The following is a 23,840-nucleotide window of genomic DNA, read 5'->3' as shown; positions in this document are numbered from 1 at the left end:
CCCAGGACGGCGACCACGGTGCCGACCATGCCGAGGAAGAAGTACGCGCCGAACCGCCGGGTGTGGGGCCGGGCCACCAGCGCGATCGGGACGACCAACGCCAGCACCACGGACGGGAACAGGTCCTGGACCGTGTGCCGGGGGAAGATCGCGTTGAGCACCGCGGCGAAGAGCGCGGGCACCAGCACCACGAAGACGAGTCCGGAGAAGAACCCGCTCAGCGGTGTCACCACCGGGTGGTCCTGGTGGCGCCAGGCTCGCGAGACGACGGGCAGTGCGGAGTGTGCGTGGCTCATCGGGTCTCCTCGACGTTGAGGTCTGACCCTTCGAGGCTACGCCCGCCCGGCCGCGTTGGGGAGGTGCAACGCGCCCGAGCGGGTCAGAAGACCGTGTAGTGCAGCAGCAGCCAGATCGGGGCGATCGTGGCCAGCAGCGAGTCGAGCCGGTCCATGATGCCGCCGTGACCGGGGATGACCTGGCTCATGTCCTTGACGCCCAGGTCCCGCTTGATCACGGACTCGACCAGGTCGCCGAGCACCGCCATGCTGGCGCCGATCACGCCCAGGGCGATGCCGACCCACCAGTCGCCGTCGAGCATCAGCACGACCAGCAGCACGCCCGCGATGCAAGAGGCGACCACCGAGCCGACGAAGCCCTCCCAGGACTTCTTCGGCGAGATCACCGGGGCCATCGGGTGGCGGCCGAACAGCACGCCGGCGACGTACCCGCCGGTGTCCGAGGCGACGGTGACCAGCACGAAGGTGATGATCCCCTTGACCCCGTCGTCGATCCCGGTCTCGCGCCAGGTGCCGCCCTCGGCGAGCATCAGCGCGACGAACGAGCCCAGGAACGGCAGGTAGATCAGGGTGAAGACCGCAGCGGTGGCGGTCCTGACGTAGCCGTCGATGCCGCGGTGCAGCAGCCAGAGCATCAGCACCAGCGCCGTCACCGCGGTCGCCGTGACCAGGGCGGGAGCGCCCCAGAAGTAGGCGACCACGATCATCACCGCGCCGCCGATCATCAGCGGCTGCTCCGGCAGGTCGATCTCCTTGACCAGGAGTCCGCGACGCAGCTCCCAGATGGCGACGACCAGGACGGTCACCACCATCGCAAGGAAGGCCGTCTTCCAGAAGAAGAGGGTCGCGGCGACGAGCGCCAGGAGGACGACCGCCGAGCCGATGGCAGCCTTGAGGTCACGGCCAGCGCGACCGTGGTCCTTCGCTGCCGGAGTGGAGGATTGCGACATGTGTTCCGAGCTCGAGGTCAGACCTCGAGCAGCTCGGCTTCCTTGGACTTGAGCAGCTCGTCGATGACCTCGGTGTGCTTCTTGGTCAGTGCGTCGAGGCGCTTCTCGGCACCGGTGACGTCGTCCTTGCCGACCTCGCCGTCCTTCTCCAGCTTCTCCAGGTTCTGCTTGGCCTTCTGGCGGACCTGGCGGACCGCGACGCGACCGTGCTCGGCCTTCTCCTTGGCCAGCTTGATGAACTCCTTGCGGCGCTCCTCGGTCAGGTCGGGGAAGACTGCGCGCAGGATCTTGCCGTCGTTGGACGGGTTGATGCCGAGGTCGGAGTCGCGGATCGAGCGCTCGATGGCGCCCATCGCGCTGATGTCGAAGGGCGCGATGTTGATCACGCGCGGCTCCGGGCTGGTGAAGGTGGCCAGCTGCTGCAGGGGCGTCTGGGTGCCGTAGTACTCGGCGGTGAGCTTGCTGAAGACCGCGGGCGTGATGCGACCGGCACGGATCGTGTTGAAGTCCTCCTTGGTCGCCTCGACGGACTTGCCCATCTTGTCGTCGGCCTCGTTGAGGATGTCGTTGATCACTGCTGCTCCCTGGTCTGATCTGGTCTGATCGGGTCTAGTTCGTTCGCGTACGTCGCGGAGGCTGCTCAGCCGGCGCTGACGAGCGTGCCAATCTTCTCACCCTGCACGACGCGCAGAATGTTGCCTTCGGGCTCCATGCCGAAGACGACCATCGGCATCTTGTTCTCACGGCAGAGCGTGAAGGCCGTCTGGTCCATGATCTTGAGACCCTTGGTGATCGCCTCGTCGTAGGTCAGGTGGTCGTACTTCGTCGCCGTCGGGTCCTGGTTCGGGTCGGCGGAGTAGACGCCGTCGACGCCGTTCTTGCCGACCAGGACGGCGTCGCAGTGGCTCTCCAGGGCCCGCTGGACGGCGACGGTGTCGGTGGAGAAGTAGGGCATGCCCATGCCGGCGCCGAAGATCACGACGCGGCCCTTCTCCATGTGCCGGATGGCGCGGCGCGGGATGTACGGCTCGGCGACCTGACCCATCGTGATCGCGGTCTGGACGCGGGTGTCCACGCCGAGCTTCTCCAGGAAGTCCTGGAGCGCCAGGCAGTTCATCACGATGCCGAGCATGCCCATGTAGTCGGCGCGGACACGGTCCATGCCGCGCTGCTGGAGCTCGGCGCCGCGGAAGAAGTTGCCACCACCGGTGACGATGGCGACCTGGACGCCGGCATCGACGACGGCCTTGATCTCGTGTGCGATCGCCGACACGACGTCGGGGTCGACCCCGACCTCCCCGCCACCGAAGACCTCGCCGGAGAGCTTGAGCAGGACCCGCTTGAACGCAACTGGCACCCCGAAACCGTATCGGACCCGGGGCCGTCGCACTAACCGCCGTACGCCGCGCCAGGCTCGCCCGGGGCGACGCTCGGGCTCCGACCCGGGTGCGGCCCGGGTTCGAGGGCAGTGAAGGCGTCAGAAATCACAGAACCCGCCCGGGTGACCCGGGCGGGTTCTGGTGAGATCTAGGCGATCAGGCTCAGGCGCCGACCTCGAAACGCGCGAAGCGCGTGACGGAGGTGTTGGCAGCGTCGAGAACCTGCTTGACGCTCTTCTTCGCCTCGAAGACCGACTCCTGGTCGAGCAGGACGATCTCCTTGAAGAAGGCGCCGATCCGACCCTCGACGATCTTGGCGACGGCAGCCTCCGGCTTGCCCTCCTCCAGCGTCTTCTTGGTCAGGACGTCCTTCTCCTTCTCGACGACGTCCGCGGGGACCTCGTCGGAGGTGAGGAACTGGGCCTTGAGTGCAGCGGCCTGCTGAGCAGCCTGCTTGGCGGCAGCCTCGTCACCCTCGAACTGGACGAGAACGCCCAGGGTCGGGGGAAGGTCGGAGGCCTTCTTGTGCAGGTAGACCGTGGTGGTGCCGTCGAAGTAGGCGACCTCACCGAGCTCGATCTTCTCGCCGATGGTGCGGGCCAGCTCGTCGACGGTCTCGCCGACGGTCTTGTCGCCCAGCGAGACAGCCTTGAGCGCCTCGGCGTCGCCGACCTTGTTGGCGTCGGCGGCGTCGGCGATGGCCTGCGCAGCGGTGATGAACGCCTCGTTCTTCGCGACGAAGTCCGTCTCGGCCTTGAGGCTGATCAGGGCGTTGCCCGAAGCGGCCACCAGGCCGGCGGAGGCCTCGCGCTCAGCGGCACGGGCGGCAGCCTTGGCAGCACCCTTGACGCGGAGCAGCTCGACGGCCTTGTCGAAGTCGCCGTCGGTCTCGTCGAGCGCCTTCTTGCAGTCCATCATGCCGGCCTGGGTCAGCTCACGGAGCTTCTTGACGTCGGCAGCGGTGTAAGCCATGTCGTTCCTTTTCTGGTGCGTCGGTACGAAAGTGGGCGGATCAGGCCTCGGCCGGAGCCTCGGTCGCGGGGGCCTCGGTGGCCTCAGCGGCCGGAGCCTCAGCGGCGGGGGTCTCGAGCAGCTCGCGCTCCCACTCGGCCAGCGGCTCAGCAGCACCCTCGGTGCTCTTCGCGCCGGAGCGGGCGATCAGGCCCTCGGCGACGGCGTCGGCGACGACGCGGGTGAGCAGACCGACGGCGCGGATGGCGTCGTCGTTACCCGGGATCGGGAAGTCGACGTCGTCGGGGTCGCAGTTGGAGTCCAGGATCGCGACGATCGGGATGCGGAGCTTGCGCGCCTCCTCGACGGCGAGGTGCTCCTTGTTGGTGTCGACGATCCAGACGGCCGACGGAACGCGACCCATGTCACGCAGACCACCGAGGGTCTTCGTCAGCTTGTCCTTCTCGCGACGCATCTGAAGGAGTTCCTTCTTGGTGCGGCCCGAACCGGCAACGTTGTCGAAGTCGAGCTCCTCGAGCTCCTTCATGCGGTTGATCCGCTGGTGCACGGTCTGGAAGTTGGTGAGCATGCCGCCGAGCCAACGCTGGTTGACGTAGGGCTGGCCGACGCGCGTGGCCTGCTCGGCGATGGCCTCCTGGGCCTGCTTCTTGGTGCCGACGAACAGGATCGTGCCGCCCTTGGCGACCGTCTCCTTGATGAAGGCGTAGGAGCGGTCGATGTAGGCCAGCGACTGCTGCAGGTCGATGATGTAGATGCCGTTGCGCTCGGTGACGATGAAGCGCTTCATCTTCGGGTTCCAACGACGGGTCTGGTGTCCGAAGTGGACGCCGCTCTCGAGGAGCTGGCGCATGGTCACGACTGCCATGATTTTCTCCAGTTGCTAGTTTCAGTTTGCTGCTCGTACGACGGTCGCCGTGCAAGCCCTGGCGTCTGCGCGTGACCCGACCTGATCGCTCAGGACCTTCAGGTCACGCCCGCGGAGGATCACCCCGGCCTGGACCGGAGTGACGCGGCCTGCGGACGCGCGAAGTCAACCCGTGAAGGTTGCTTCAGCCAGCGTAGACGTTCGCCGGGCGCAAGAGCCAATCCCACGCTCCCCCGTCCCGTCCGACACTCGTGTCCCTCGACGGACCACCTGCCCTCCACCGTCGTGGCTGCGTGGCCTCTGTCCACACGACGGTGCCGTCTCGCTGCGTCCGGAGGCGTGGTGCGGGCAGCGTGGGGCCATGCCCAGCAGCCCTTCGCGCCGCTCCGCCGGCGCCGTGCGGACCCGGCTTCCCGCCGCTCTCATCCTCGTCGTCGTCTGGATCGGTTCACTCGGAGCCGCGCAGGCCGTCGGGGAGCCGGATCCGCAGGGCGTGTGGCCGCTGAGCCCGCAGCCGCAGGTGCTGCGCGCGTTCGATCCGCCGGACCTGGTCTGGGGCGCGGGCCACCGCGGGGTCGACCTGGCCGCCCGGGCCGGCCAGGAGGTGCGCAGCGCCACGGCGGGCTGGGTGAGCTTCGTCGGGGTGATCGCCGGAGTGCCGATCGTCGTCGTGGACACCGGGACGGTCCGGACCACCTATCAGCCGGTGATCGCCGCCCTCGCCCGCGGCACGCCGGTCAGCGCCGGGCAGGCGGTCGGGACGATGGCGCTGGTCGGCTCGCACTGCGCCGAGCGGCTCTGCCTGCACTGGGGGCTGATCCGCGACGCCGACGACGTCTACCTCGATCCGCTCTCCCTGATCGGGCTCCGCCGGGTGCGGCTGCTGCCGCTGTGGCGCGACCAACCGGTGGCCGACGGCGTCGTGGGTCGGCCCGCTGGTGGTGCTGGCGCTGCCGCGACGGTGGGAGCGTGGGCCGGGTCAGGCGCGTGGGTGCGCCTGCGTGAACGCTCGTCGCAGCCGGTCGGTGCTGACGTGGGTGTAGAGCTGGGTGGTCGCCAGTGAGGCGTGGCCCAGCAGCTCCTGGACCGACCTCAGGTCGGCGCCGCCCTCCAGCAGGTGGGTGGCGGCGCTGTGCCGCAGGCCGTGCGGCCCGATGTCGGGGGCGCCGGGGACCTCCGCGATCCGCCGATGGACCAGGGTGCGGACCGCACGCTGGTCGATCCGACGTCCGCGTGCCCCGAGGAACAGGGCCGGACCGGCGCCCTCAGCCACGATCGCGGGTCGGCCGCGGCGCAGCCACGCCTCGAGCGCCTGGGCAGCGGGGACGCCGTAGGGCACGGTGCGCTCCTTGCGCCCCTTGCCCAGAACCCGCACGACCCGGCGGTCGGCGTCCACGTCGTCCACGTCGAGGCCGACGAGCTCGCCGACACGGACCCCGGTGGCGTAGAGCACCTCGAGCATCGCCACGTCCCGGAGTCCGACCGGGCTGCCGTCGTCAGCGGCGGCGACGGCCTGGCGGATCAGGTCCTCGGCCTCGTCGGCGCGCAGCACCGCCGGGAGCGGGCGCAGTGCCTTGGGTGAGCCGAGCGTGGCGCCGACGTCGGTCGGGATGCGGCCGGTGCGGGCGAGCCAGGCGGTGAACACCCGGGCGGCCGTCGCACGCCGCGACAGCGTCGTCCGGGAGCGTCCCAGGCTCTGCTGCTTGGCGAGCCAGCTGCGCAACAGGCGCAGGTCGATCCCGTCGACACTGTCCACCCCGAGTCGGGTGGCGTGGTCGAGGAGCTGGGCGATGTCGCCGACGTAGGCCCGCACCGAGTGCGGGGTCAGGTCCCGCTCACTGACCAGGTGCCGTTCGTAGTCGCCCAGCAGGCGCGCCCAGACCTCACTCAGCGCCTCGGGCGCCTCAGGCGCCTCGTCGAGGTGCTGCTCGCTCATCGCCTCAGCCTAGTGGCTCGTGTCAGAGGTTTGGAGATGGTTGGCGTGCTCGGGGTGCGTGCCCCGAGTGCGCGAACCGACCACCAACGTCTGACACGAGCCACTAGGGCGGGAGGTCCTCGGCCGGCTCGTCGGGACTCGCCAGCCGCCAGCCGCCGGCCTCGAAGACGACGAGCCGCTGCTCCTCCAGGCGGCGGATCATCCGCTGGGCGTCGAGCAGCCCGATCCCGGCCACCGTCGCGATCCGGCTGACGTCGGCCGGCCGGGCCAGCGGCACCGCCTCCAGCAGCTGCCGGGATCGGGTGTCGAGCCGGTCGCGGCGTCGGGTGGGTGCTCGCAGCGGCGCCACCGTGACCTCGCCGGGGCCCGTCAGGAGCTCGACGACCTCGGGTCCGGTGGCGGTCAGGACCGCCGCGCCGGAACGGATCAGCTCGTGGGTGCCACGTGAGGCCGAGCTGGTGGTCGGCCCCGGCACAGCCATCAGCGGACGCGAGAGTCGACTGGTCCAGTTGGCGGTGTTCAAGGCCCCGCTGCGCACCCCGGCCTCCACGATCACGGTGCCGGCCGCCAGGCCCGCGATCAGGCGGTTGCGGGCCAGGAAGCGCAGCTGCATCGGCGCGGTGCCCGGTGCCAGCTCCGAGACCATCGCCCCGGTGGCGAGCGCGGCCTCCACGATCGGAGCGTGGGCGACCGGGTAGACCCGGTCGAGGCCGTGGGCGAGCGCGACGATGGTGCTGCCGCCGGCGGCCAGGGTGGCGCGATGGGCGGCGATGTCGATCCCGAACGCCCCGCCGGAGACGACGACGTGGCCCGCGTGGGTGCACTCGGCTGCGATCAGGGCGGCCTGCTCGACGCCGTACGTCGTCGCCGACCGCGATCCGACGATGGCCACGCGCGGCACGAGCCGGTCCAGGCGTTGGCCGCGCACCCACAGACCGAGCGGCACTCCCCCGCGCCCGGAGAGCTGCCCCGCATGGACCAGGTCCTCCAGCGGGGCGGGCCACTCCTCGTCGCCGGGGATCACGTAGCGCGCACCGATCTGGGCGCCGACGTCGAGGACCGTGTCGGGCCGCAGCGCCGTCAGACGCTGGGCGGCATCGGTGACGACCTCGGCGGCCAGCAGGTTGGCCCGTATCAGCTCCAGTGCCCGTGGCGCCCCGAAGCGCTCGACCAGGTCGGCCACGCGGGGATCGCCGGGCTCGAAGATCAGGCTCAGCACCAGCCGGTCGCGGCGCTCCTCCTCCAGGCTCGCCGGGCTCATCGCAGGCCTCCGCCCCGGACGAGGCGCTCGGGCAGCGGCGCCCCGGTGCGCAGCGCGAGGGCGGCGTGCAGCTCGGCGATGCCGGGCCGCTCCCGTTCGCCCAGGTCCGCCAGCGTCCAGGCGAGGCGCTGCACCCTGACGATGGCGCGGTGGGTGAGCACGCCCTGCCCCATCGCGCCGTCCAGCTCGCGGGCCGCGTCGGGCGCCAGCGGCCACTCCTCGCGCAGCGCGACGGCCGGCACGTCGCTGTTGAGCCGCCAGCCGGTGCCCGCGTAGCGATCGGACTGGCGCGCCCGGGCCCGGACGACCGCCTCCCGGATCTCGGCACTGGCGCCCGCAGGTCCGTCCTGGTCGCCGGGCACCGAGGGGCGGAGCTGGCGGGTGATGTCGATCCGGTCGAGCACCGGCCCGCTCATCCGACGTTGGTAGTCGCGCTTCTCGGTCGCGCGACATCGGCACACCGCTCGAGGACTCCCCTCGTTGCCGCAGGCGCACTGGTTGGCGGCGAGCACGACCAGGGCACGGGCGGGGAGCCTGACCGTCTCCTCGCCCCGGGAGACGGTGATGTCGCCGTTCTCCATCGGGTCGCGCAGCGCGTCGATCACGTCTGCCCGGAAGTGCGGGAACTCGTCGAGGAAGACGACGCCGCCGTGGGCGAGGCTGATCAGGCCGGGGCTGACCTTGCCTGAGCCACCGCCGACCAGCGCCGCCTTGCTCGCATCGTGGTGCGGTGCGGTGTAGGGCGGGCGCCGCGGCAGGCCCTCGGCCGGGTCGAGTCGGCCGGCGAGGGAGCGCAGGGCGGTCAGCTCGACGGCGACGTCGGGCTCCAGGTCGGGCAGCAGTGTCGGGAGCCGTTCGGCGACCGAGGTCTTGCCGCACCCCTTGGGCCCCGAGAGCAGCAGATGGTGGCCGCCGGCGGCGGCGACCTGTGCCGCGAACTTGGCGTCGGCCAGTCCGCGCAGGTCGGCCATGTCGACCTCGCTCAGACGCTCCTGGCCGCGCCACCCGAGGAAGGTGCTGGCCGGCACCCCGCGCACCGGCTCGGCGCTGGGCATCTCGTCGTGACGCAGCTCGGCGACCACCTGGGCCAGCGAGCGCATCCCGAGCACGTCGACGCCGGGCACCATCATCGCCTCGCCGACCTGGGTCTCGGGCACGATCACGCGGTGCACACCGTGGCGCACCGAGGCCAGCACCATCGGCAGGACGCCCGCTGCCGGGCGCAGGCCGCCGTCGAGGGCCAGCTCTCCGATCAGGGTCAGACCGCCGAGCACCTCGGGTGCCAGCACGCCGGTCGCGGCGAGCACAGCGACCGCGATCGCGAGGTCGTAGTGGGTGCCGACCTTCGGCACGTCGGCGGGTGAGAGCAGCACGGTGACGCGTTGGTTGACCGGCCAGTCCAGGCCGCTGTTCTGCACCGCCATCCGGGCTCGATCGCGGCCCTCGTTGAGCATCGCGTCGGCGCGGCCGACCAGGGTGGTGCCGGGCGTGCCGCTGGAGACGTCGGCCTGGACGTCGATCAGGTGACCGAGGGCGCCGGCGAGCGCGACGGTGTGCGTGCGCGCGAACATCAGAGCAGGCCCCGGACGTGATCGAGGGTGGCCTCGCCGCCGGGCGGCTTGAGCACGGCGACGAGATCGATCCGCACCCCCGCCGGGCGCAGCCCGCGCTCGGCGGCCCAGCGGGCGATCAGGACGCGGAGCCGTTCCAGCTTGGTCGCTGTGATCGCCTCGTGCGGCGTCCCGCAACGCAGCCCGCGGCGGGTCTTGACCTCACAGGCAACCAGATCACCGCCATCGCGCAGAACCAGGTCGAGCTCGCCGACCGAGCATCGCCAGTTCCGGTCGAGCACCACCATCCCCTTGCTCCGCAGCAGGGCCGCTGCCAGCTCCTCGCCCTCGGCCCCGAGCCGTTGCGCCGCCGTCCTGACCATCGCCCACTCCTGTCCGCCAGGGCCGCGACGGGTTCGCGACCGGCCTTCAGCGTGCGCGCTACCCGACCCGTCGATCGGGCGAGCGCCCGTGCCTGTGGAGGAACGCCGAAGGCCCCGGACCCTGGGGAGGGTTCGGGGCCTTCGGCGGGACGGATGAGGCAGATGGGACGAGTGCGGGGCGCCGAGCCTTCAGACGTCGGTCGGCATCACATTGGTGCCGCTCTTCATCCGCTCCCGGAAGCTCCCGGTCGGCCACTCACGGTCGACCAGCTTGTCCATGAACTGGCGCAGCGTCCGATGCCCGTAGGACGGCGCGACGTGGTCGACCACGGACCAGTACTTCGCCGCCTCCAGGTAGTAGGCGACCGGCTTGAGCTGCTTGGAGTACCTGCCCAGCCTGGTCAGGCGCGCGATCTTCTTGTCCCACGACGCCATCGTGACGACCTCCCACTCCGGGGTGCGGCCGTTGACCTCGAACATCATCTCGCCGGCGCCCTTGAGGGTGACGGTGTTGTCGGCCGTCCACGGCCCGCCGACCGGCAGCACCCGGCCCAGGGCGTCGTCGTCGAGCACCTGGTTGACGATGAACTCGGCCAGGTCCTCCCGGGCGATCGGGTTGACCACGCTGTACTCGCCGTGGTCGAAGATCCGGTACTTCAGGCCGTTCTTGACGTCACCGAAGGTCGCCGACATGTAGGGGTAGTACGCCGTGGGGCGGATGATCGTCCAGGGCAGCGCGCCGTGGTGCTGGCCGATCAGCTCCCCCTCGACCTGGAGCTTGTAGACCTGCGGGATCAGCTCGGGCCGGTAGGCGCCGAAGTCGCTGATCTGGATGAACTGGCGGACCCGGTGGGCCACGGCGGCCCGGATCCCGTTGACCACCGCCTCGTGATCGACCTGGCGGCACTCCTCGGCGTCGTTGGGGCGCCGACCGCTCAGCAGCGAGATCACGACCGCCGTGGGACCACCGGCCACGGCGGTGACCACGTCGCCAGCCCGGGTCGGATCGCCGACCACGACCTCGGCGCCCGCGAACTCGGGTTCGTTCTTCACCTCGGCCGAGCGGGCCAGCACGACGGGGGCGTACCCGCGTCGGACCAGCTCGGGGACGAGCGCCCGCCCGATGTAGCCGGTGCCGCCCAGAACGACGACCCGCTCGCCGTCGCCCTGCCCGGTCGGGCCGGTGACGTAGGTGTCGGAGGTGCTGGCCAGCAGCCGTGCCCTCAGCTCGCGACTGTGGGTCTGGGCGGCGGCGACATCGAGGTCGGTGATCGTACTGAAAGCCATATGTAGATCATATATTCATTGCGAGGGGCGGGGAACCCTTCCTCCAAGTTCACTCAGACCGACGCCGAGCGGACCGCCGCGTCGTCGTACTGCACGAAGGCCTTGCCGACCAGGACAGGGACGATGTGCTCGGTGACGACCGCGACGTGCGCGGGGTGCGAGCCGTAGGCGCGCCACGACTCCTCGGAGTCGAAGCGCATGTGGAACCGCAGTGTCGCGTTGCCCTCGCTCAGGCCAGCATCGGGCGCCACCTCCCCGCCGAGCAGGCCCGGGATCTGGCCGGGCAGCCCCAGCAGGGCCTCGGTGATCGCGTCGAGCTGGCCGGCGGTGATCTCGGGGACGAGGGTCAGGTGGCCTACGTGGTGGAACATGCGTCAGTCCTTCGTTGGTGAGTGCGGGTCAGTGCAGCTCGAGCAGCGAGCCGTGGCCGTGGATCCGGGCGTCGATGCCGTTGGCCCGGAAGGCGTGCCACATGGTGGCGACGTTGATCGCGATCACCGGCTTGCCGAGCTCCCGCTCGAGCTCGGCGGCCACGGCGACGCACTCCAGGTTCGTGCCGCACTGGATGAGTGCGTCGACATCGGGGCCGTCGACGGAGAGGAACGCCTCACGCAGCGTCTCGGGAGACTCCTCGGCGATCGAGGTGGCCGAGGCCGAGCACAGCCCGGTGATGGCCGCCACCTCGAAGCCGAGCTCGGTGAAGTACGCGACCACCTGCTCGTCGCCGACCGGCTGGTACGGCGTCACGATGCCGATCCGACGAGCACCGAAGGCCCGCAGTGCCTCCCCCGCCGCCGTCGCGCCGGTGGTGACCTCGAGGCCGGTCAGGTCGCGGACGTTCTGCTCGAAGGCGGCATTGCCGGCCACGCCGCCCCAGAACGTCTCCGCGCTCATCCCCATCACGACATAGTCGGGCCGGCAGGTCATCACGATCTCCAGCGCCGAGGGCAGCGCCTCGTTGAGGCACTCGCGGAAGAGGCCGAACGCGTCGGCCGAGTCGAGCGCCGGAGCCGAGATCATGATCCTACCGGTGTGCCAGCTGCAGTCCTCGGGCCGCAGGTGGTGGAACTCGCGCTCCACCGAGGTGTTGGTGGACGGCAGCACCAGGGCGAACCGGCGCCCCTTGGTCGCCGCCGTGGCCACCCGCGCCGGAGGGATCACGGTCTCCGCATCGATCATGTGTAGATGATATACGAACTGCGGACGGGCGTCAGCCGATCAGCTGCACCCCGCCACAGTCGGGCCTGCCCCGCACCGTGATGTCGGTGTTGCCCAGCGTGATCCCCAGCTTCGAGAGCAACGGCAGGATCAGGCTCGACAGCAGCGGCGAGACCACCGTGTTGAGCAGCGGCGTGACCACCCCGCCGGTCACAGCCGAGAGCGTCGGGTTGAGCAGGCTGCCCAGCACTCCCCCGATCGCGTTCGACGCGGTGGAGAGCTGGACGTCGGCCGCGGTCAGGTTCAGCACGCTGCCGTGACTGCCCGAGACCGTGTACGTCGGCGGGAGCGCGGGTGCCGGCGGGTAGGTGATCACGACACCGGAGCGGGTGTCGCTCACGATCGCCGCACCGACCTTCGCGACCAGACCGACCGGGTCCAGGCCGAGGGCCCGCAGGGCGAGGGCCAGCAGCGTGCCCAGACCCGGGACGAAGTCGAGGAACTTCGCCAGCGTCACGTTGAGCTCCACCGTGCTCCGGTCCGGGGGCACCACCGCCGCACCGGTGTGGACCAGGAAGGTCGCGCTCTCCGGGGTGCAGCCGAGGCCGGTGAGGGTGGCGTCGCCGCTGGCGACCTTGACCGCGAGGGCCACCCTCCCCGACGTCACGCCCAGGGCCGCGGTCGCGCTGAGCGGCACGTCGACGTCGAGCTGGACCTGTGCCCCGGCTGCGAACGGCTGCGGCGAGTCGGTCGGCGCCCCGCAGGCGATCTGGGGCGGCTGGATGAAGGTGAAGCTCACCCCCGCCAGGCCGGGCACCAGCAGCGACCCGGCCAGCGCACTGTTCCCGCTGGCGGCCACCACCGCCGCGGTGACCAGGTCGAGGGCGTTGACGGACCCGCTCAGGCCGCTGGTCGGTCCGCCCGTGGTGAGGGCCAGGATCGAGCCGAGCGTGATCGCCGGCACCGTCACCGGAAGGTGGAGCAACGAGCTCAGTGCGGAGACGTCGGCGGTCGGTTCCTGGGCCGTGATGGCGGCGACCGAGGCGAGCGCGAGCTGCGAGATCGTCACCTGGGTGGTGGCGAGCTGGTCGACGGTGCCGACGCCGAGGTTCGTCATCAGGCCCGCCAGCGGCACCTGCAGGTTCTGGGCGCTCACCAGGCCGTCGTACCCGACCGCCTTGATCTTCCCCGAGAGCAGCGTCGAGAGCAGCGGGCTGAGCGCGCTGTGGTCGGTGGTCAGCGCGAGCGCGTCGGTGCCGACGGAGAAGCAGAGCGTCGGGGCGAGGGCACGGGCGAGCGCGGAGCGTCCGGCACCGCCGTCACGCACCCCGGCGATCGTGCCGAAGACGAAGCGGACCGAGGTCGAGGCGGTCACGACGACAGCGTTCGGCACCTCACCGGTGAGCACCTGGACCGGCACTCCCCCGGACCGCGGATAGGCCCCGGTGGCGTCGGCCTTGACCAGGTACACGGAGACGGCCGGGGTCGAGCCGACGGCGTCGGCGGTGTTGCGGGCGATCGAGTCGGCGACCACCGCAGCGAGGGTCCGCTTGGCCGGGGAGGCGCCGGTGCCGGCCACGATCTGCGCCCGCGTCCGGCCGTCCACCAGCCGGGCGACGTCGAGGGCGACCACGTCGGAGACGGCCTGCATGTCGCGGCGAGCGACCCGCTGCACCCCGAGGTCGACGGCGAACGCGGCGGCGGTGATGACGATCGTGACCATCATCGCCATGATCGGCAGCACCGCGCCCCGCTCGCCCCCGCGCCGCATCAGGAGACCTCGGCCTCCGAGCCGTAGGTGAGGCTGCTCGGCAGCACGATCCCCAGGCCGGGGAACGACGGCAGCAGGCTGTGGTCCCGGTAGCGATAGTCCAACGTCACCTTGACGCACCGTGATCCGGCGACCGCCGCCCCGCTGCAGGCCTGCGGCGAGGAGATGGAGCAGGTCCCGACCGTGGCCCCATCACGCCGCAGTACGCCGTTGACGCAGCTGATCCCGTAGGTCCCGAGCCCACTCGTGACGGCCTGCTCGGCCCGGGCCAGCCGGTCCGTGGAGGAGGTGGCGCCCGGCGCGACCGCCGCCGCTCGGGCCCCCTCGGCCGAGGCCTGGCTGATCGCCTGGCGGAAGCTCAGCATGTAGCCGTAGCTGATGATCCCGAACAACAGCAGACACAACAGCGGGAGGACGAGCGCCAGCTCGACCGCCGCCGCGCCCCGCCCGTGTCTGTGCCCTGCTACTCGTCCTTGAGTCTTCACTGGTCGTGCCCCCTCGCCTACCACCCGCGCACCCCCCCATGCACACCGGATAGTCCGAAACCCGAATGCCGTCACGATAGGTCTGCCTCCGGGGTCGACGAGAGGCAGATCCCGGAGATATGGCCCGAAAGGACTAGGCCTTTCGCCTAGTTGTCTAGAGGTCAGATGGCCCAGGACCATCAGCCGACCAACCGGGGTCCCCCGCAGGTCGGGTGCGGGACCGCGTAGACGTCGGCCCCGGCCAAGGTCAGGCCGAGCAGGCTTCCGAGCGGACCCGCGATCAGGGCGTTGAGACCGGTGAGCAGCGGGTTGACCAGCGAGTTCACCACCGGCCCGATGATGACGTCGTTGAGCAGCTTGAGCACGCCCTCGACGGCGTTGCCGACGGTGACGTCGAGGATGTCCTTGTGGCCGCCGTTGTTGATGTTGATCGTGGTGGCCACGCCGAGGATCGTCACGGTGATCGAGCCGTTGATCTTGAGCGCCCCGACCGAGACGCCGCTGATCAGGGTGCCGGAGCTACTGGTGCCGAGGTTGTACTTCAGCGGCTGGTTCCAGTCCATCGGCGGATGGGTGAAGGTCTGCGGGGCCGAGGTCGGCGGCGGGGTCGTGCTCACCGACGGGATCGTCAGGGTCAGGTCGGTGTTGACCGAGGCGAGCCAGGGCAGCCAGCTCGGCCACCACGAGGGCTGGTTGAGCAGGCCGAGCTGGATCCGGATCGGGTCGATGCTGGCGCTGAGCGAGGCGGCGGTCGACGCCACCGTCGCACTGACGCTCTCGACCGCAGAGGAGTCCCCGGCGGCGGCGCAGGTGATCCCGGTCAGGGTGGCGGTGGACTGGGCCGCGGCCACCTTGACCGTGGCCCCCAGCGCCAGCTTGCCGTCGGCGTTGGCCGGGTTGGCGGTGTTGGTGTCGGTGATCGACAGACTGCCGCCCAGCCCGGCCAGAACGGCGTTGAGGATGGTCCCCGCGATCCCGGTGCCGGCGCCGATGCCGAGCTCGACGCTGGTGGAGTCGGTCGGGACCTGGGTGCCGACCGGCCCGCAGCCACGAGCCGGCTTCTTGATCACGTCGACCTTGGCCTGCACCTTGAGGTTGAGCAGGTTCGAGGGCAGCCCGAGCGCGCTCAGCGCCGCGGTGTCCAGGGTCAGCGGGAGCGAGACGGCCGACTTGGTGTTGGCGATCTGGACCGAGGTCATGATCAGGTCCATCAGGTTGACGTCGGCGCCCAGCGCGGTGCCGTTGCCGACGTTGAGGCCGAGCAGGTCGCCGAGCTTGACCGCGTTCAGGAGCCCGAGGCTGACCTCGGCCTTGGTGATCGCCTGCTTGAGCAGCCCGAGGTTGGCGACCACCGTCTGCGGCGTCGAGGACGGCAGCGCGTTGATCGCGGCCTGGAGGAGCACCGAGACCGAGACGTTGGTGCCGAGCAGCTGGGTGTAGTCCCCCACCGTCGCACCGAGCCCGACCAGCGGCGGCACCTGCTTGAGCAGGTCGAGCAGGGTCAGGTCGACCCCGGCGATGCCGTTGTAGCCGGCCGCGGTCAGGCTCAGGTTCGAGCCGAGCAGCACGTTGAGCAGCGGGTTGAGCAGCAGCGAGTCCGCACTGTCGATCCCAGCGATGTAGGAGCCGATCTTGAGGCACGCCGTGGCCGGCTGCCGGTTCGCGATCGCGGCCCGGCCCGCCGAGCCGCTCTTGATCCCCACCACCGGGGCGAAGGCGAAGCCGACGGTCCCCGTCGAGGCGACCAGGACAGCGTCGGGCACCGAGCCGCCGGGCACCGGCACCAGGACACCCGCGGACGTGCGCTTGGGGACCAGGGCGCCGTTGGCGTCGGTGGTGGTGTAAATCAGGGTGCCGGTGACGTCGTCGATGGTGCCGAGCACGTCGGCGTTGCGCTGGCGGCTCTTCGCCACCGTGGTCGCCAGCGAGGCGTGGGTGGCGTCGCCGGCGATGATCTGCTGGGCCGTACGCCCGTCGAGGAGACGGGCCGCGTCGAGCGCCACCGCGTCCGAGAGCGCCTGCAGGTCGGCGCGGGCGACTCGCTGCTTGCCCAGGTCGACGGCGAAGGCCGAGGCGACCACGAGGATCACCACCAGCGCACCGACCATCACCGCGACGGCGCCCCGCTGGTCGCCGCCCCGGCGCCGCCTCACGACGTACCGTCCTGGTTCACCTCGGTGGTCGAGGTGAAGGAGAGCGTGTTCGGGATCATGAAGCCGAACAGCAGCTTCGGCTTGCTGCTGTCGTGCTGGTAGTCCCAGGTCACCTTGACCGACAGGCAGGTCGAGCACGACGCCGGCGTCGAGACCGCGCAGGTCAGCACGCCGGTGTTGCACTGCTGCGAGAGCACCTTCTGGATCGCGCTGTAGGCGATCGCGGTGCGGTCGGCCGTGCTCGGTGCGACGGCGATGGCCCGTGCTCCCTCGGCGGCGGCCTGGCTCACCGACTGCCGGAAGCTGAGCATGAAGCCGTAGGTGATGGTGCCGAAGATGATGATCAGCAGCGGCACGACCACGAGCGCGAACTCGACGGCCGCAGCGCCACGCTGCCCATCAGAGCGATGACGGCGCAATGACGTAGCTCCCCCCAGAGTGTGATGTCACCCGAAGCGTAGGGGGAAAACGTTACCGAGTACACGATTCGGTAACGCCAATCATGCACCGGCACTACTTGGGCGGGTCGATCTCCGCCGGCTGGAGCTCCTCGACGTTGACGTCCTTGAAGGTGAGCACCTTGACGTTCTTGGCGAACCGAGCGGGGCGGTACATGTCCCACACCCAGCAGTCGCTCATCGAGATCTCGAAGAAGACCTCGCCCTCGGTGCGAGCCTTCACGTCGACCGCGTTGCACAGGTAGAACCGTCGATCGGTCTCGACGACGTACTTGAAGATGCCGACGACGTCGCGGTACTCGCGATAGAGCGTCAGCTCCATCTCGGTCTCGTACTTCTCGAGGTCTTCTGCACTCACGAGGGTGACTCTAGCGTTCGGGCCAATCCCGCGGGGACCGCCTCCTCGCAGCCGGGCAGCTTCCACGAAACCCGGTGGTGCGGCGTCGGCCCGAGCCGGGTCAGCGCCGCGATGTGGTCGGGGGCGGCGTAGCCCTTGTTCTCGGCCCAGCCGTACTCGGCGAAGGCCGGATCCAGCTCCAGCATCAGGGCGTCGCGGGTGGTCTTGGCCAGGATGCTGGCCGCCGCGACGGCGGCGCAGGTCATGTCGGCCTTGATCCGAGTGGTCACCGGCGGTACGTCGACCAGGCAGGTCGGATCGCCGAAGAGGCCGACCTGGGCGGGCGGCGAGAGGTAGTCGTGGTTGCCGTCCAGCAGGACGTGGTCGACGGCGGTCCCCAGGCCCTCCAGCGCCCGATGACCGGCCAGGCGCAGTGCCGCGGTGATGCCGAACTCGTCGATCTCGGCCGGGCTGGCATGGCCGACCGCCCAGGCCTCGGCCCAGCGCTGCACCCGGGGCACCAGCCGGAGCCGGGCCTCGGGGCTGAGCAGCTTGGAGTCACGCACCCCCTGGGGTGCGGTCCGGGTCCGCTCGGAGACGACCACCATCCCGATCGTGACGGGTCCGCACAGTGCCCCGCGACCGACCTCGTCGGCGGCGGCGAGCAGGCCGACGCCGGAGCGGAGCAGGGTGCGCTCGAACCGGAGCGTGGGCGCCGTACTCACGACTGACTCACCTGTCGCTCACTTGTCGATCGAGGCGAAGTCAGCGGGACGGTGCTCGAACTTCGCGCGGCTGAACGGCCACACCACTGCCATCACCTTGCCGACCACGTCGGACTCCGGCACCCACGGCAGGTCGGAGCAGTCCGTCTCCGCCTCGGTGCACAGGTGGTAGGAGGAGTCTGCGGAGTGGTTGCGGTTGTCGCCCATCACGAAGAGCATCCCGGCCGGAACCGGACCGGCCTTCCAGTGGCCCACGCGCGGCATCGGGCCGTAGCAGGTCCCCGCGCCGCTCTGCTCGCACGACTCGTCGGCCGGGCGGGCGTACGTCGACTCGTCGAGGTACACCCCGTTGACACTGATCCGGCCCCGAGCGTCACAGCACTCGATCACGTCGCCGGGAACACCGATCACCCGCTTCACCAGGTGGCCCCCTGAGGGGTAGAGCCCGACCTTGGTGAGCAGCTGCGTGATCGGGTTGCTGGCCTGCGGGGCGTCCTCGGCGCTGAGCCAGCCGCCCGGGTCCTTGAACACCACCACGTCACCACGCTGCGGGCTCTTGCCGAACCAGTACGACGGCTTCTCGACCAGGATCCGGTCGTTCTTGATCAGTCCCGGCTCCATCGACTCGCTCGGGATGTAGAAGGCCTGCACCAGCAGCGCCTTGATAGCGATCGCGAGCAGCAGTGCGATCACCAGCAGGACGCCGGTCTCCTGGAGCGCGCTGAGCTGGCGACGCCGGGGACGAAATGCGGAAGACCGCGACTCCCTCTCGTCGGACGGGGAGTCGCGGTCTTCCAAAGTCACGCGGCGATCTTAGTCGCCAGCGGATCACGCCTCGCGGCGCTCCTTGATCTTCGCCTTCTTGCCGCGCAGGTTGCGCAGGTAGTAGAGCTTGGCGCGACGCACGTCACCACGGGTGACGACCTCGATCTTCTCGAAGATCGGGGAGTGCAGCGGGAAGGTCCGCTCGACACCGACGCTGAAGGAGACCTTGCGGACGGTGAAGGTGCGGCCGATGCCCGAGCCGTGAACGCGGATCACGACGCCCTGGAAGACCTGGATACGCGAGCGGTTGCCTTCGACGACCTTCACGTGGACCTTGATGGTGTCACCGGCGCGGAACTCCGGGACGTCGGTACGCTTGGCGGCGTTGCCGACCTCAGCAAGCAGGTTGGTCATTTTCTCTCCTCGCGAATGCGCACCGGTCAACCGCGGATCTCGTGTCATGAATGCAGTGGCGCGGGTCGAACAGTTCCCCGGTGGCAGAAGCGTCCCGCGCCAGCGGATCAGTCTGCCACAGGACCGAGAGGACCTCGTAATCGTGTCATCGCCCTCCCCCGCCACCCTCCACTGGCCCGCCCACACCACCGCGGTGCGGCCGTGGCGCCAACGCACGGTGCGCGGCCCGAGCGTGGATCGACGGGTGCGGGAGGTGCAGGTCAGCCTGCCTCCACGGATCGCCGATCTCGACCTCGACCTGGACCGGCCGATCGCCGCGATGACCACCGCGAGCCTGGGCGACCTGCGCAACCTGGACCTGGTGCACGGCCGCACCCTGGCCGGCCTCAACCCGCTCCACCTGCGCACCGAGGCCGTCGACTCCTCCAAGATCGAGAACATCGAGGCCAGCCTGGCCGACTACGGTCGGGCGCTACTCGGCTCCGGGGCGTCCTCGGCCGCGGTCTCGATGGCGGCGGCCACACGCGCGATGAGTCGCCTGATCGAGCGCGCCGACCAGGAGCGCTCGCTCTCGGTGGCGGCCATCGTGGAGGCGCACGGCGAGCTGTTCGCCCGCGATCCCGACGAACGTGAGCGAGCCGGGCGGCTGCGCACCGTGCAGAACTGGGTCGGCGGCTCGGACTACTCCCCTCGGGGCGCGCTGTACGTGCCGCCACCGCCCGAGCTGGTCCCCGGCTACCTCGACGACCTGGTCCGGTTCGCCCAGCGCGACGACCTGCCGATCCTGGCGCAGGCTGCGGTGGTCCATGCCCAGTTCGAGTCGATCCATCCGTTCATCGACGGCAACGGTCGGATCGGTCGGGCGCTGCTGCACGCCGTACTGCGCCGGCGGCGCGCCACCCGGCACCTGATCGTGCCGATCGCCTCGGCCCTGGTGAGCAACCGGGAGCGCTACTTCGCCGCACTGGGCGACTACCGGACCGGCGACCCGCACCCGCTGATCGCGATGCTCGCCTCCGGCACCAGCCTGGCCACCGGGCAGGCCCGCGCGGCCGCCGACGCCCTGGTCGCGCTGCGCGAGCGCTGGCAGCACCGTGCCGACGACCCGCGCCCGGGCACACCGGTGTTCCGGCTGCTGACGCTGGCCGCCGAGGAGCCGATCCTCAACGTCGACCTGGCCGTGCAGCGGCTGGCCCTGCCTGCCGCCGACGTCGAGACGGCGATCGCTGTCGCAACGACGGCGGGCGTCCTGCGTCGAGCACCCCGCACCCGCCGTACGCCGGTCTGGGTCGCGCCCGAGGTGCTGGGCCTGCTCGACGACCTGCGGGCCGGGATCCGGGGCGCCTCGGCCGGCCTCAAGAGCCGGGCCTGAGCACTCGGTGCGTGCTCGGCCGGCCCCGGACCCTGCACGCACGACACCGCCCGCCCCGGCTGGTTCGGGACGGGCGGTGCGGGTGGAGCGAGGAGATCGAACCAGGGATCAGACCAGCTCGTAGCCGGCCTCGTGCTGGACGTCGATGCCCGCGATCTCGTCGGCCTCCTCGGCCCGGAAGCCGATCGTCTTCTCGATCGCCATGCCGATGACGTAGGAGACCACGAAGGAGAACACGATCACGGTCAGCGAGGAGAAGACCTGGGCGCCGAGCAGCTTGGCCGAGCCGCCGAAGAAGAGGCTGCCACCGGTCAGGGACTCCGAGCCGAAGAAGCCGATCCAGACGCAGCCGATGAAGCCGGCCACGAGGTGGATGCCGACGACGTCGAGGGAGTCGTCGAAGCCGAGGGCGAACTTCAGGTCGACGGCGTAGGCGCACACCGCACCGGCGAGCAGGCCGAGGACCAGGGCCCAGACCGGGGTGAGGAAGGCGCAGGCCGGGGTGATGGCGACCAGACCGGCGACGATGCCCGAGGCCGCGCCGACCGCGGTGGCCTTGCCGGTCTTGAAGGTCTCGATCGCGATCCAGCCGAGCAGCGCGGCGGCCGGGGCGAGCAGCGTGTTGAGGAAGATCAGGGAGGTCTGGCCCTCGTCGGCGCCGTAGACGCCGGTGTTGAAGCCGTACCAACCGAACCACAGGATGGCCGCGCCGATCAGCACCAGCGGCACGTTGTGGGCGGCGACCTCCTCCTTGGAGAAGCCGACCTTGCGCTTGCCCAGGACCAGCGCGAGTGCCAGCGCCGCGGCACCGGCGGACTGGTGGATCACGGTGCCGCCGGCCCAGTCGAGGGCTCCGCCCATGCCGTAGACGTTGTTGGCCAGCCAGCCGTAGAACGTGCCCTCGGAGTCGACGCCCCAGATCCAGCGGAAGGTCGGGAAGACGACCAGGGTGGCGAAGAGCGCGGCGAACAGCATCCACGGCCAGAACCGAGCGCGGTCGGCGACCGAGCCGGAGACCAGCGCGACGGTGATGATGCAGAAGGCCACCAGGAAGGCGTGCCCGCCGAAGAGGTTGCCGGCGTCACCACTGCCGGCGGTCTTGACCAGGTCCTGCATGGCGAAGTCCTGGAACGGGTTGCCGAAGAACTGGCTGCCGCCCGAGGTGCCGTTGCCGACGATCCCGGTACCGCCGTAGAGCACGTACAGGATCGTGACGACGGCCAGCGAGCCGAAGCTGAGCATCATCATCGAGACGACGGACTTCTGCTTCACCAGCCCGCCGTAGAAGAACGCCAGGCCTGGCGTCATGAAGAGAACGAGTGCGGCGCAGATCAGCTGCCACGAGAGGTCGACTGACATTCGGTTCCTCACAGAGTGTCGGGGATGGGCCCGCGGTGACCGAGTCCACCGCACTGGTCCGAACCCTTCCGACAGTTCGTGACAGCGACGTCTGCCAGGTGTTTCGGGGGCGTAACGGAACGCCCCGTTGTATTTACTTTGACGACCTCGGCCGGCGGCGCTGCTTCGACATCGCCACGATCGGCTCGCCCTCGACCGGCGGCTCCAGGCGGAATCCGGCCTTCTTGTAGATCCTCTGGTTGCGCAGGCTGCGCACTCCGGTGATCAGGATGTAGCCGGTCACGTCGGCCGGAGCGACGGCCTGGATGTGGTCCAGCAGCACGCGGCCCAGACCACGCCCCTGAAGGTCGGGCGCCACCATCAGGCGACCGATCTCCCAGGTCTGGCCTGCCTCCCCCGTACGCCGGCCACGGACCGATCCGACCAGCCGACCGCCCGAACGCACCGTGTACGTCGTCCACGCACCCAGACCGGCAAGGACGTCGTCGAGGGACTCGTGCAGCGCAGGGATCCGCAGGTCGTCGGCCTCGATCGCCTCCTGGGTCCAGCAGCACCGCTGCAGCACCAGCAGCTCGGGTGCGTCGCCGGGGACGGCGGCGGTGATCTCCCAGGCGGTGTCGGCAGCGCTGGGATGGAGCAGGTCGGGACGGCGGGCGGCGGTGCGCTCCAGTTGCTGCTGGCGCCGCCAGGCGGCGACCTTGCCGTGGTCGCCGCTGAGCAGCACCGCCGGGACCTCGCGGTCCTTCCAGACCTTCGGCTTGGTGTAGACCGGGTACTCCAGCAGGCCGTCGGCGTGCGACTCCTCGACCAGGGACTCGGCGTTGCCCATGAAGCCGGGCAGCAGCCGGACCACTGCCTCGGTGATCGCCAGGGCGGCGACCTCGCCGCCGTTGAGCACGTAGTCGCCGAGGGAGACCTCACGGACCTCGGCGATGCTGCGGGCGTGGTCCAGCACGCGCTGGTCGATCCCCTCGTAGCGCCCGCAGGCGAAGACCAGCCGCTTCCGGGTGGCCAGGTCGTCGGCCAGCGCCTGGGTCATCGGCTCGCCGCTGGGGGTGGTGAAGATGACGGTGGTGTCAGCGTCCACCCCCAGTGCCTCGAACGCCTCGCCGAAGGGCTCGGGCTTCATCACCATCCCGGCGCCGCCGCCGTACGGCGTGTCGTCGGTCTTGTGATGACGGTCGTGGGTCCACTCGCGCAGGTCGTGCACGTGCAGCTCGAGCAGGCCGTTGGCGATCGCCTTGCCCGGCAGGCTCAGGGTCAGCGGCTCCAGGTAGGCCGGGAAGATGGTGAGGTAGTCGAGCCTCACGCCTGCTCCCCTGCGCCAGCCTCGCCGGCCTCGTCGGCGTCGTCGGGCAGCGGATGCACCAGTCCGGGGCGGTCGGCGATCTCGACCCGGCCCGCGGTCAGGTCGACCACCGGCACGAGGGCGGTGACGAACGGGATCAGCACCGTGCGCCGGTCCAGGGTGCGGACGGTGAGGAGGTCCTGCGCGCCGCCGTGGACCAGTCCGGTGACCTCACCGAGGTGCTCGCCCTCGGTGCTCCACGCGGCCAGTCCGACCAGCTGGTGGTCGTAGTACTCCTCAGGGTCCTCGGGCCGCTCGTCGGCGGCGAGGGTCGCATAGAGCAGCACGCCCCGGGCGGCCTCGGCCTCGGTGCGGCCGGGGATCTCCTCGAAGAGCAGGTGCAGGATGCCCTGGTGGGTCCGGGCACCCTCGACGGTGAGCGCGCGGGCCGCGAACACGGAGCCCTTCGGCGCCTCGGCACGCAGCCGGGCGCCCGGCACGAAGCGGCGCTCGGGCTCGTCGGTGCGGACGTCGACGGTGACGTGACCGCGCAGGCCGTGCGGTTTGCCGATCCGGCCGACCAGCACCTCGATGCTGTCGTTCGAACCGTCGGCCGCCTTCTTCTCACTGCTCACGGACCGATCCTCCCAAATGCCGAACGCCCCTCTCCAATCGG

The 23,840-nt window shown here is 70.5% G+C and carries 26 protein-coding genes and 1 pseudogene; 2 read left to right on the top strand and 25 right to left on the bottom strand.

The genetic code is table 11. The features are described 5' to 3' along the window. From Q1V88_RS07975 to rpsB, 6 genes are all read right to left on the bottom strand, one after another. Window positions 1–296 (bottom strand): hypothetical protein (locus Q1V88_RS07975; RefSeq protein ID WP_300680243.1); only part of this gene is annotated, 296 nt, incomplete at its 3' end. 83 nt (window positions 297–379) lie between these two features. Next, window positions 380–1,246 (bottom strand): phosphatidate cytidylyltransferase, encoded by an 867-nt coding sequence (locus Q1V88_RS07970; RefSeq protein WP_300680241.1) that lies wholly within the window; start codon window positions 1,244–1,246, stop codon window positions 380–382. A gap of 17 nt (window positions 1,247–1,263) precedes the next feature. Next, on the bottom strand, window positions 1,264–1,818 hold the full coding sequence (frr, locus tag Q1V88_RS07965; RefSeq protein WP_300680248.1) for a ribosome recycling factor: 555 nt from the start codon (window positions 1,816–1,818) through the stop codon (window positions 1,264–1,266). A 68-nt stretch (window positions 1,819–1,886) separates the two neighbouring features. Beyond that, window positions 1,887–2,603, bottom strand: a complete 717-nt coding sequence (pyrH, locus tag Q1V88_RS07960; RefSeq protein WP_300680239.1) for a UMP kinase — start codon at window positions 2,601–2,603, stop codon at window positions 1,887–1,889. A 184-nt stretch (window positions 2,604–2,787) separates the two neighbouring features. Continuing rightward, on the bottom strand, window positions 2,788–3,597 hold the full coding sequence (tsf, locus tag Q1V88_RS07955) for a translation elongation factor Ts (protein ID WP_300680237.1): 810 nt from the start codon (window positions 3,595–3,597) through the stop codon (window positions 2,788–2,790). Between the two features lie 40 nt (window positions 3,598–3,637). Next, window positions 3,638–4,462, bottom strand: coding sequence for a 30S ribosomal protein S2 (gene rpsB, locus Q1V88_RS07950; RefSeq protein ID WP_300680234.1), 825 nt, complete (start codon window positions 4,460–4,462; stop codon window positions 3,638–3,640). Window positions 4,463–4,823: 361 nt separating this feature from the next. Here rpsB and Q1V88_RS07945 point away from each other — a divergent pair, with 361 nt between their 5' ends. Beyond that, the gene (locus tag Q1V88_RS07945; RefSeq protein ID WP_300680232.1) at window positions 4,824–5,525 is read left to right on the top strand and encodes a M23 family metallopeptidase; all 702 of its coding nucleotides are present in this window, start codon (window positions 4,824–4,826) and stop codon (window positions 5,523–5,525) included. Here the strand turns inward: Q1V88_RS07945 and Q1V88_RS07940 are convergent. From Q1V88_RS07940 to rplS, 15 genes are all read right to left on the bottom strand, one after another. After that, window positions 5,442–6,398 (bottom strand): tyrosine recombinase XerC, encoded by a 957-nt coding sequence (locus tag Q1V88_RS07940; protein WP_300680230.1) that lies wholly within the window; start codon window positions 6,396–6,398, stop codon window positions 5,442–5,444. The two genes, Q1V88_RS07945 and Q1V88_RS07940, sit on opposite strands and share 84 nt — an antisense overlap. Before the next feature lie 103 nt (window positions 6,399–6,501). Then, complete coding sequence (gene dprA / locus Q1V88_RS07935; RefSeq protein ID WP_300680228.1) at window positions 6,502–7,659, bottom strand: DNA-processing protein DprA; 1,158 nt, start codon at window positions 7,657–7,659, stop codon at window positions 6,502–6,504. Continuing rightward, window positions 7,656–9,230, bottom strand: coding sequence for a YifB family Mg chelatase-like AAA ATPase (locus Q1V88_RS07930; RefSeq protein WP_300680227.1), 1,575 nt, complete (start codon window positions 9,228–9,230; stop codon window positions 7,656–7,658). The genes dprA and Q1V88_RS07930 overlap by 4 nt, the downstream gene beginning before the upstream one ends. Beyond that, window positions 9,230–9,592 carry a YraN family protein gene (locus tag Q1V88_RS07925; protein WP_300680225.1) on the bottom strand — a complete coding sequence of 121 codons (363 nt, stop codon included), beginning with the start codon at window positions 9,590–9,592 and terminating at the stop codon, window positions 9,230–9,232. The genes Q1V88_RS07930 and Q1V88_RS07925 overlap by 1 nt, the downstream gene beginning before the upstream one ends. Window positions 9,593–9,781: 189 nt before the next feature. Next, on the bottom strand, window positions 9,782–10,879 hold the full coding sequence (locus Q1V88_RS07920) for an NAD(P)H-binding protein (protein WP_300680223.1): 1,098 nt from the start codon (window positions 10,877–10,879) through the stop codon (window positions 9,782–9,784). Window positions 10,880–10,932: 53 nt separating this feature from the next. After that, window positions 10,933–11,250, bottom strand: a complete 318-nt coding sequence (locus Q1V88_RS07915; RefSeq protein ID WP_300680221.1) for a Dabb family protein — start codon at window positions 11,248–11,250, stop codon at window positions 10,933–10,935. A 28-nt stretch (window positions 11,251–11,278) separates the two neighbouring features. After that, on the bottom strand, window positions 11,279–12,058 hold the full coding sequence (locus tag Q1V88_RS07910; RefSeq protein WP_300680220.1) for a hypothetical protein: 780 nt from the start codon (window positions 12,056–12,058) through the stop codon (window positions 11,279–11,281). Window positions 12,059–12,089: 31 nt separating this feature from the next. Then, window positions 12,090–13,808 (bottom strand): hypothetical protein, encoded by a 1,719-nt coding sequence (locus Q1V88_RS07905; RefSeq protein WP_300680217.1) that lies wholly within the window; start codon window positions 13,806–13,808, stop codon window positions 12,090–12,092. Beyond that, window positions 13,808–14,473, bottom strand: coding sequence for a TadE/TadG family type IV pilus assembly protein (locus Q1V88_RS07900; RefSeq protein WP_300680215.1), 666 nt, complete (start codon window positions 14,471–14,473; stop codon window positions 13,808–13,810). Before Q1V88_RS07900 ends, Q1V88_RS07905 begins: the two co-directional genes overlap by 1 nt. Continuing rightward, complete coding sequence (locus tag Q1V88_RS07895; protein WP_300680213.1) at window positions 14,473–16,446, bottom strand: pilus assembly protein TadG-related protein; 1,974 nt, start codon at window positions 16,444–16,446, stop codon at window positions 14,473–14,475. Before Q1V88_RS07895 ends, Q1V88_RS07900 begins: the two co-directional genes overlap by 1 nt. Next, window positions 16,443–16,865, bottom strand: coding sequence for a TadE family protein (locus Q1V88_RS07890; protein WP_300680212.1), 423 nt, complete (start codon window positions 16,863–16,865; stop codon window positions 16,443–16,445). The genes Q1V88_RS07895 and Q1V88_RS07890 overlap by 4 nt, the downstream gene beginning before the upstream one ends. A 94-nt stretch (window positions 16,866–16,959) precedes the next feature. Further along, window positions 16,960–17,262, bottom strand: coding sequence for a DUF2469 domain-containing protein (locus Q1V88_RS07885; protein ID WP_300680210.1), 303 nt, complete (start codon window positions 17,260–17,262; stop codon window positions 16,960–16,962). Continuing rightward, window positions 17,259–17,966 (bottom strand): ribonuclease HII, encoded by a 708-nt coding sequence (locus Q1V88_RS07880; RefSeq protein ID WP_300680208.1) that lies wholly within the window; start codon window positions 17,964–17,966, stop codon window positions 17,259–17,261. Before Q1V88_RS07880 ends, Q1V88_RS07885 begins: the two co-directional genes overlap by 4 nt. A gap of 18 nt (window positions 17,967–17,984) precedes the next feature. Next, on the bottom strand, window positions 17,985–18,770 hold the full coding sequence (gene lepB, locus Q1V88_RS07875) for a signal peptidase I (protein ID WP_300680206.1): 786 nt from the start codon (window positions 18,768–18,770) through the stop codon (window positions 17,985–17,987). A gap of 24 nt (window positions 18,771–18,794) precedes the next feature. Continuing rightward, on the bottom strand, window positions 18,795–19,145 hold the full coding sequence (rplS, locus tag Q1V88_RS07870; protein WP_300680204.1) for a 50S ribosomal protein L19: 351 nt from the start codon (window positions 19,143–19,145) through the stop codon (window positions 18,795–18,797). 142 nt (window positions 19,146–19,287) lie between these two features. Here rplS and Q1V88_RS07865 point away from each other — a divergent pair, with 142 nt between their 5' ends. Further along, window positions 19,288–20,517 (top strand): Fic family protein, encoded by a 1,230-nt coding sequence (locus Q1V88_RS07865; protein ID WP_300680203.1) that lies wholly within the window; start codon window positions 19,288–19,290, stop codon window positions 20,515–20,517. Window positions 20,518–20,625: 108 nt separating this feature from the next. Here Q1V88_RS07865 and Q1V88_RS07860 read toward each other — a convergent pair whose 3' ends face one another. The 4 genes and pseudogenes from Q1V88_RS07860 to rimM form a co-directional block, all read right to left on the bottom strand. Then, window positions 20,626–21,876: an ammonium transporter gene (locus Q1V88_RS07860; RefSeq protein ID WP_300680200.1), complete on the bottom strand. Its 1,251-nt coding sequence runs from the start codon at window positions 21,874–21,876 to the stop codon at window positions 20,626–20,628. Between the two features lie 133 nt (window positions 21,877–22,009). Next, window positions 22,010–22,441, bottom strand: coding sequence for a GNAT family N-acetyltransferase (locus Q1V88_RS07855; protein WP_366914066.1), 432 nt, complete (start codon window positions 22,439–22,441; stop codon window positions 22,010–22,012). A 72-nt stretch (window positions 22,442–22,513) separates the two neighbouring features. Continuing rightward, window positions 22,514–23,185: pseudogene (gene trmD, locus Q1V88_RS07850) on the bottom strand (tRNA (guanosine(37)-N1)-methyltransferase TrmD); the annotation flags it as partial. Beyond that, window positions 23,182–23,799 carry a ribosome maturation factor RimM gene (gene rimM / locus Q1V88_RS07845; protein WP_300680197.1) on the bottom strand — a complete coding sequence of 206 codons (618 nt, stop codon included), beginning with the start codon at window positions 23,797–23,799 and terminating at the stop codon, window positions 23,182–23,184. The gene rimM and the pseudogene trmD, both read right to left, overlap by 4 nt. Window positions 23,800–23,840 lie beyond the last annotated feature (41 nt).

The sequence above is a fragment of the Nocardioides sp. genome, assembly GCF_030150155.1.
In the GTDB taxonomy this organism is placed as follows: Bacteria; Actinomycetota; Actinomycetes; order Propionibacteriales; family Nocardioidaceae; genus Nocardioides.
This window is presented reverse-complemented; position numbering and strand designations above follow the sequence as displayed.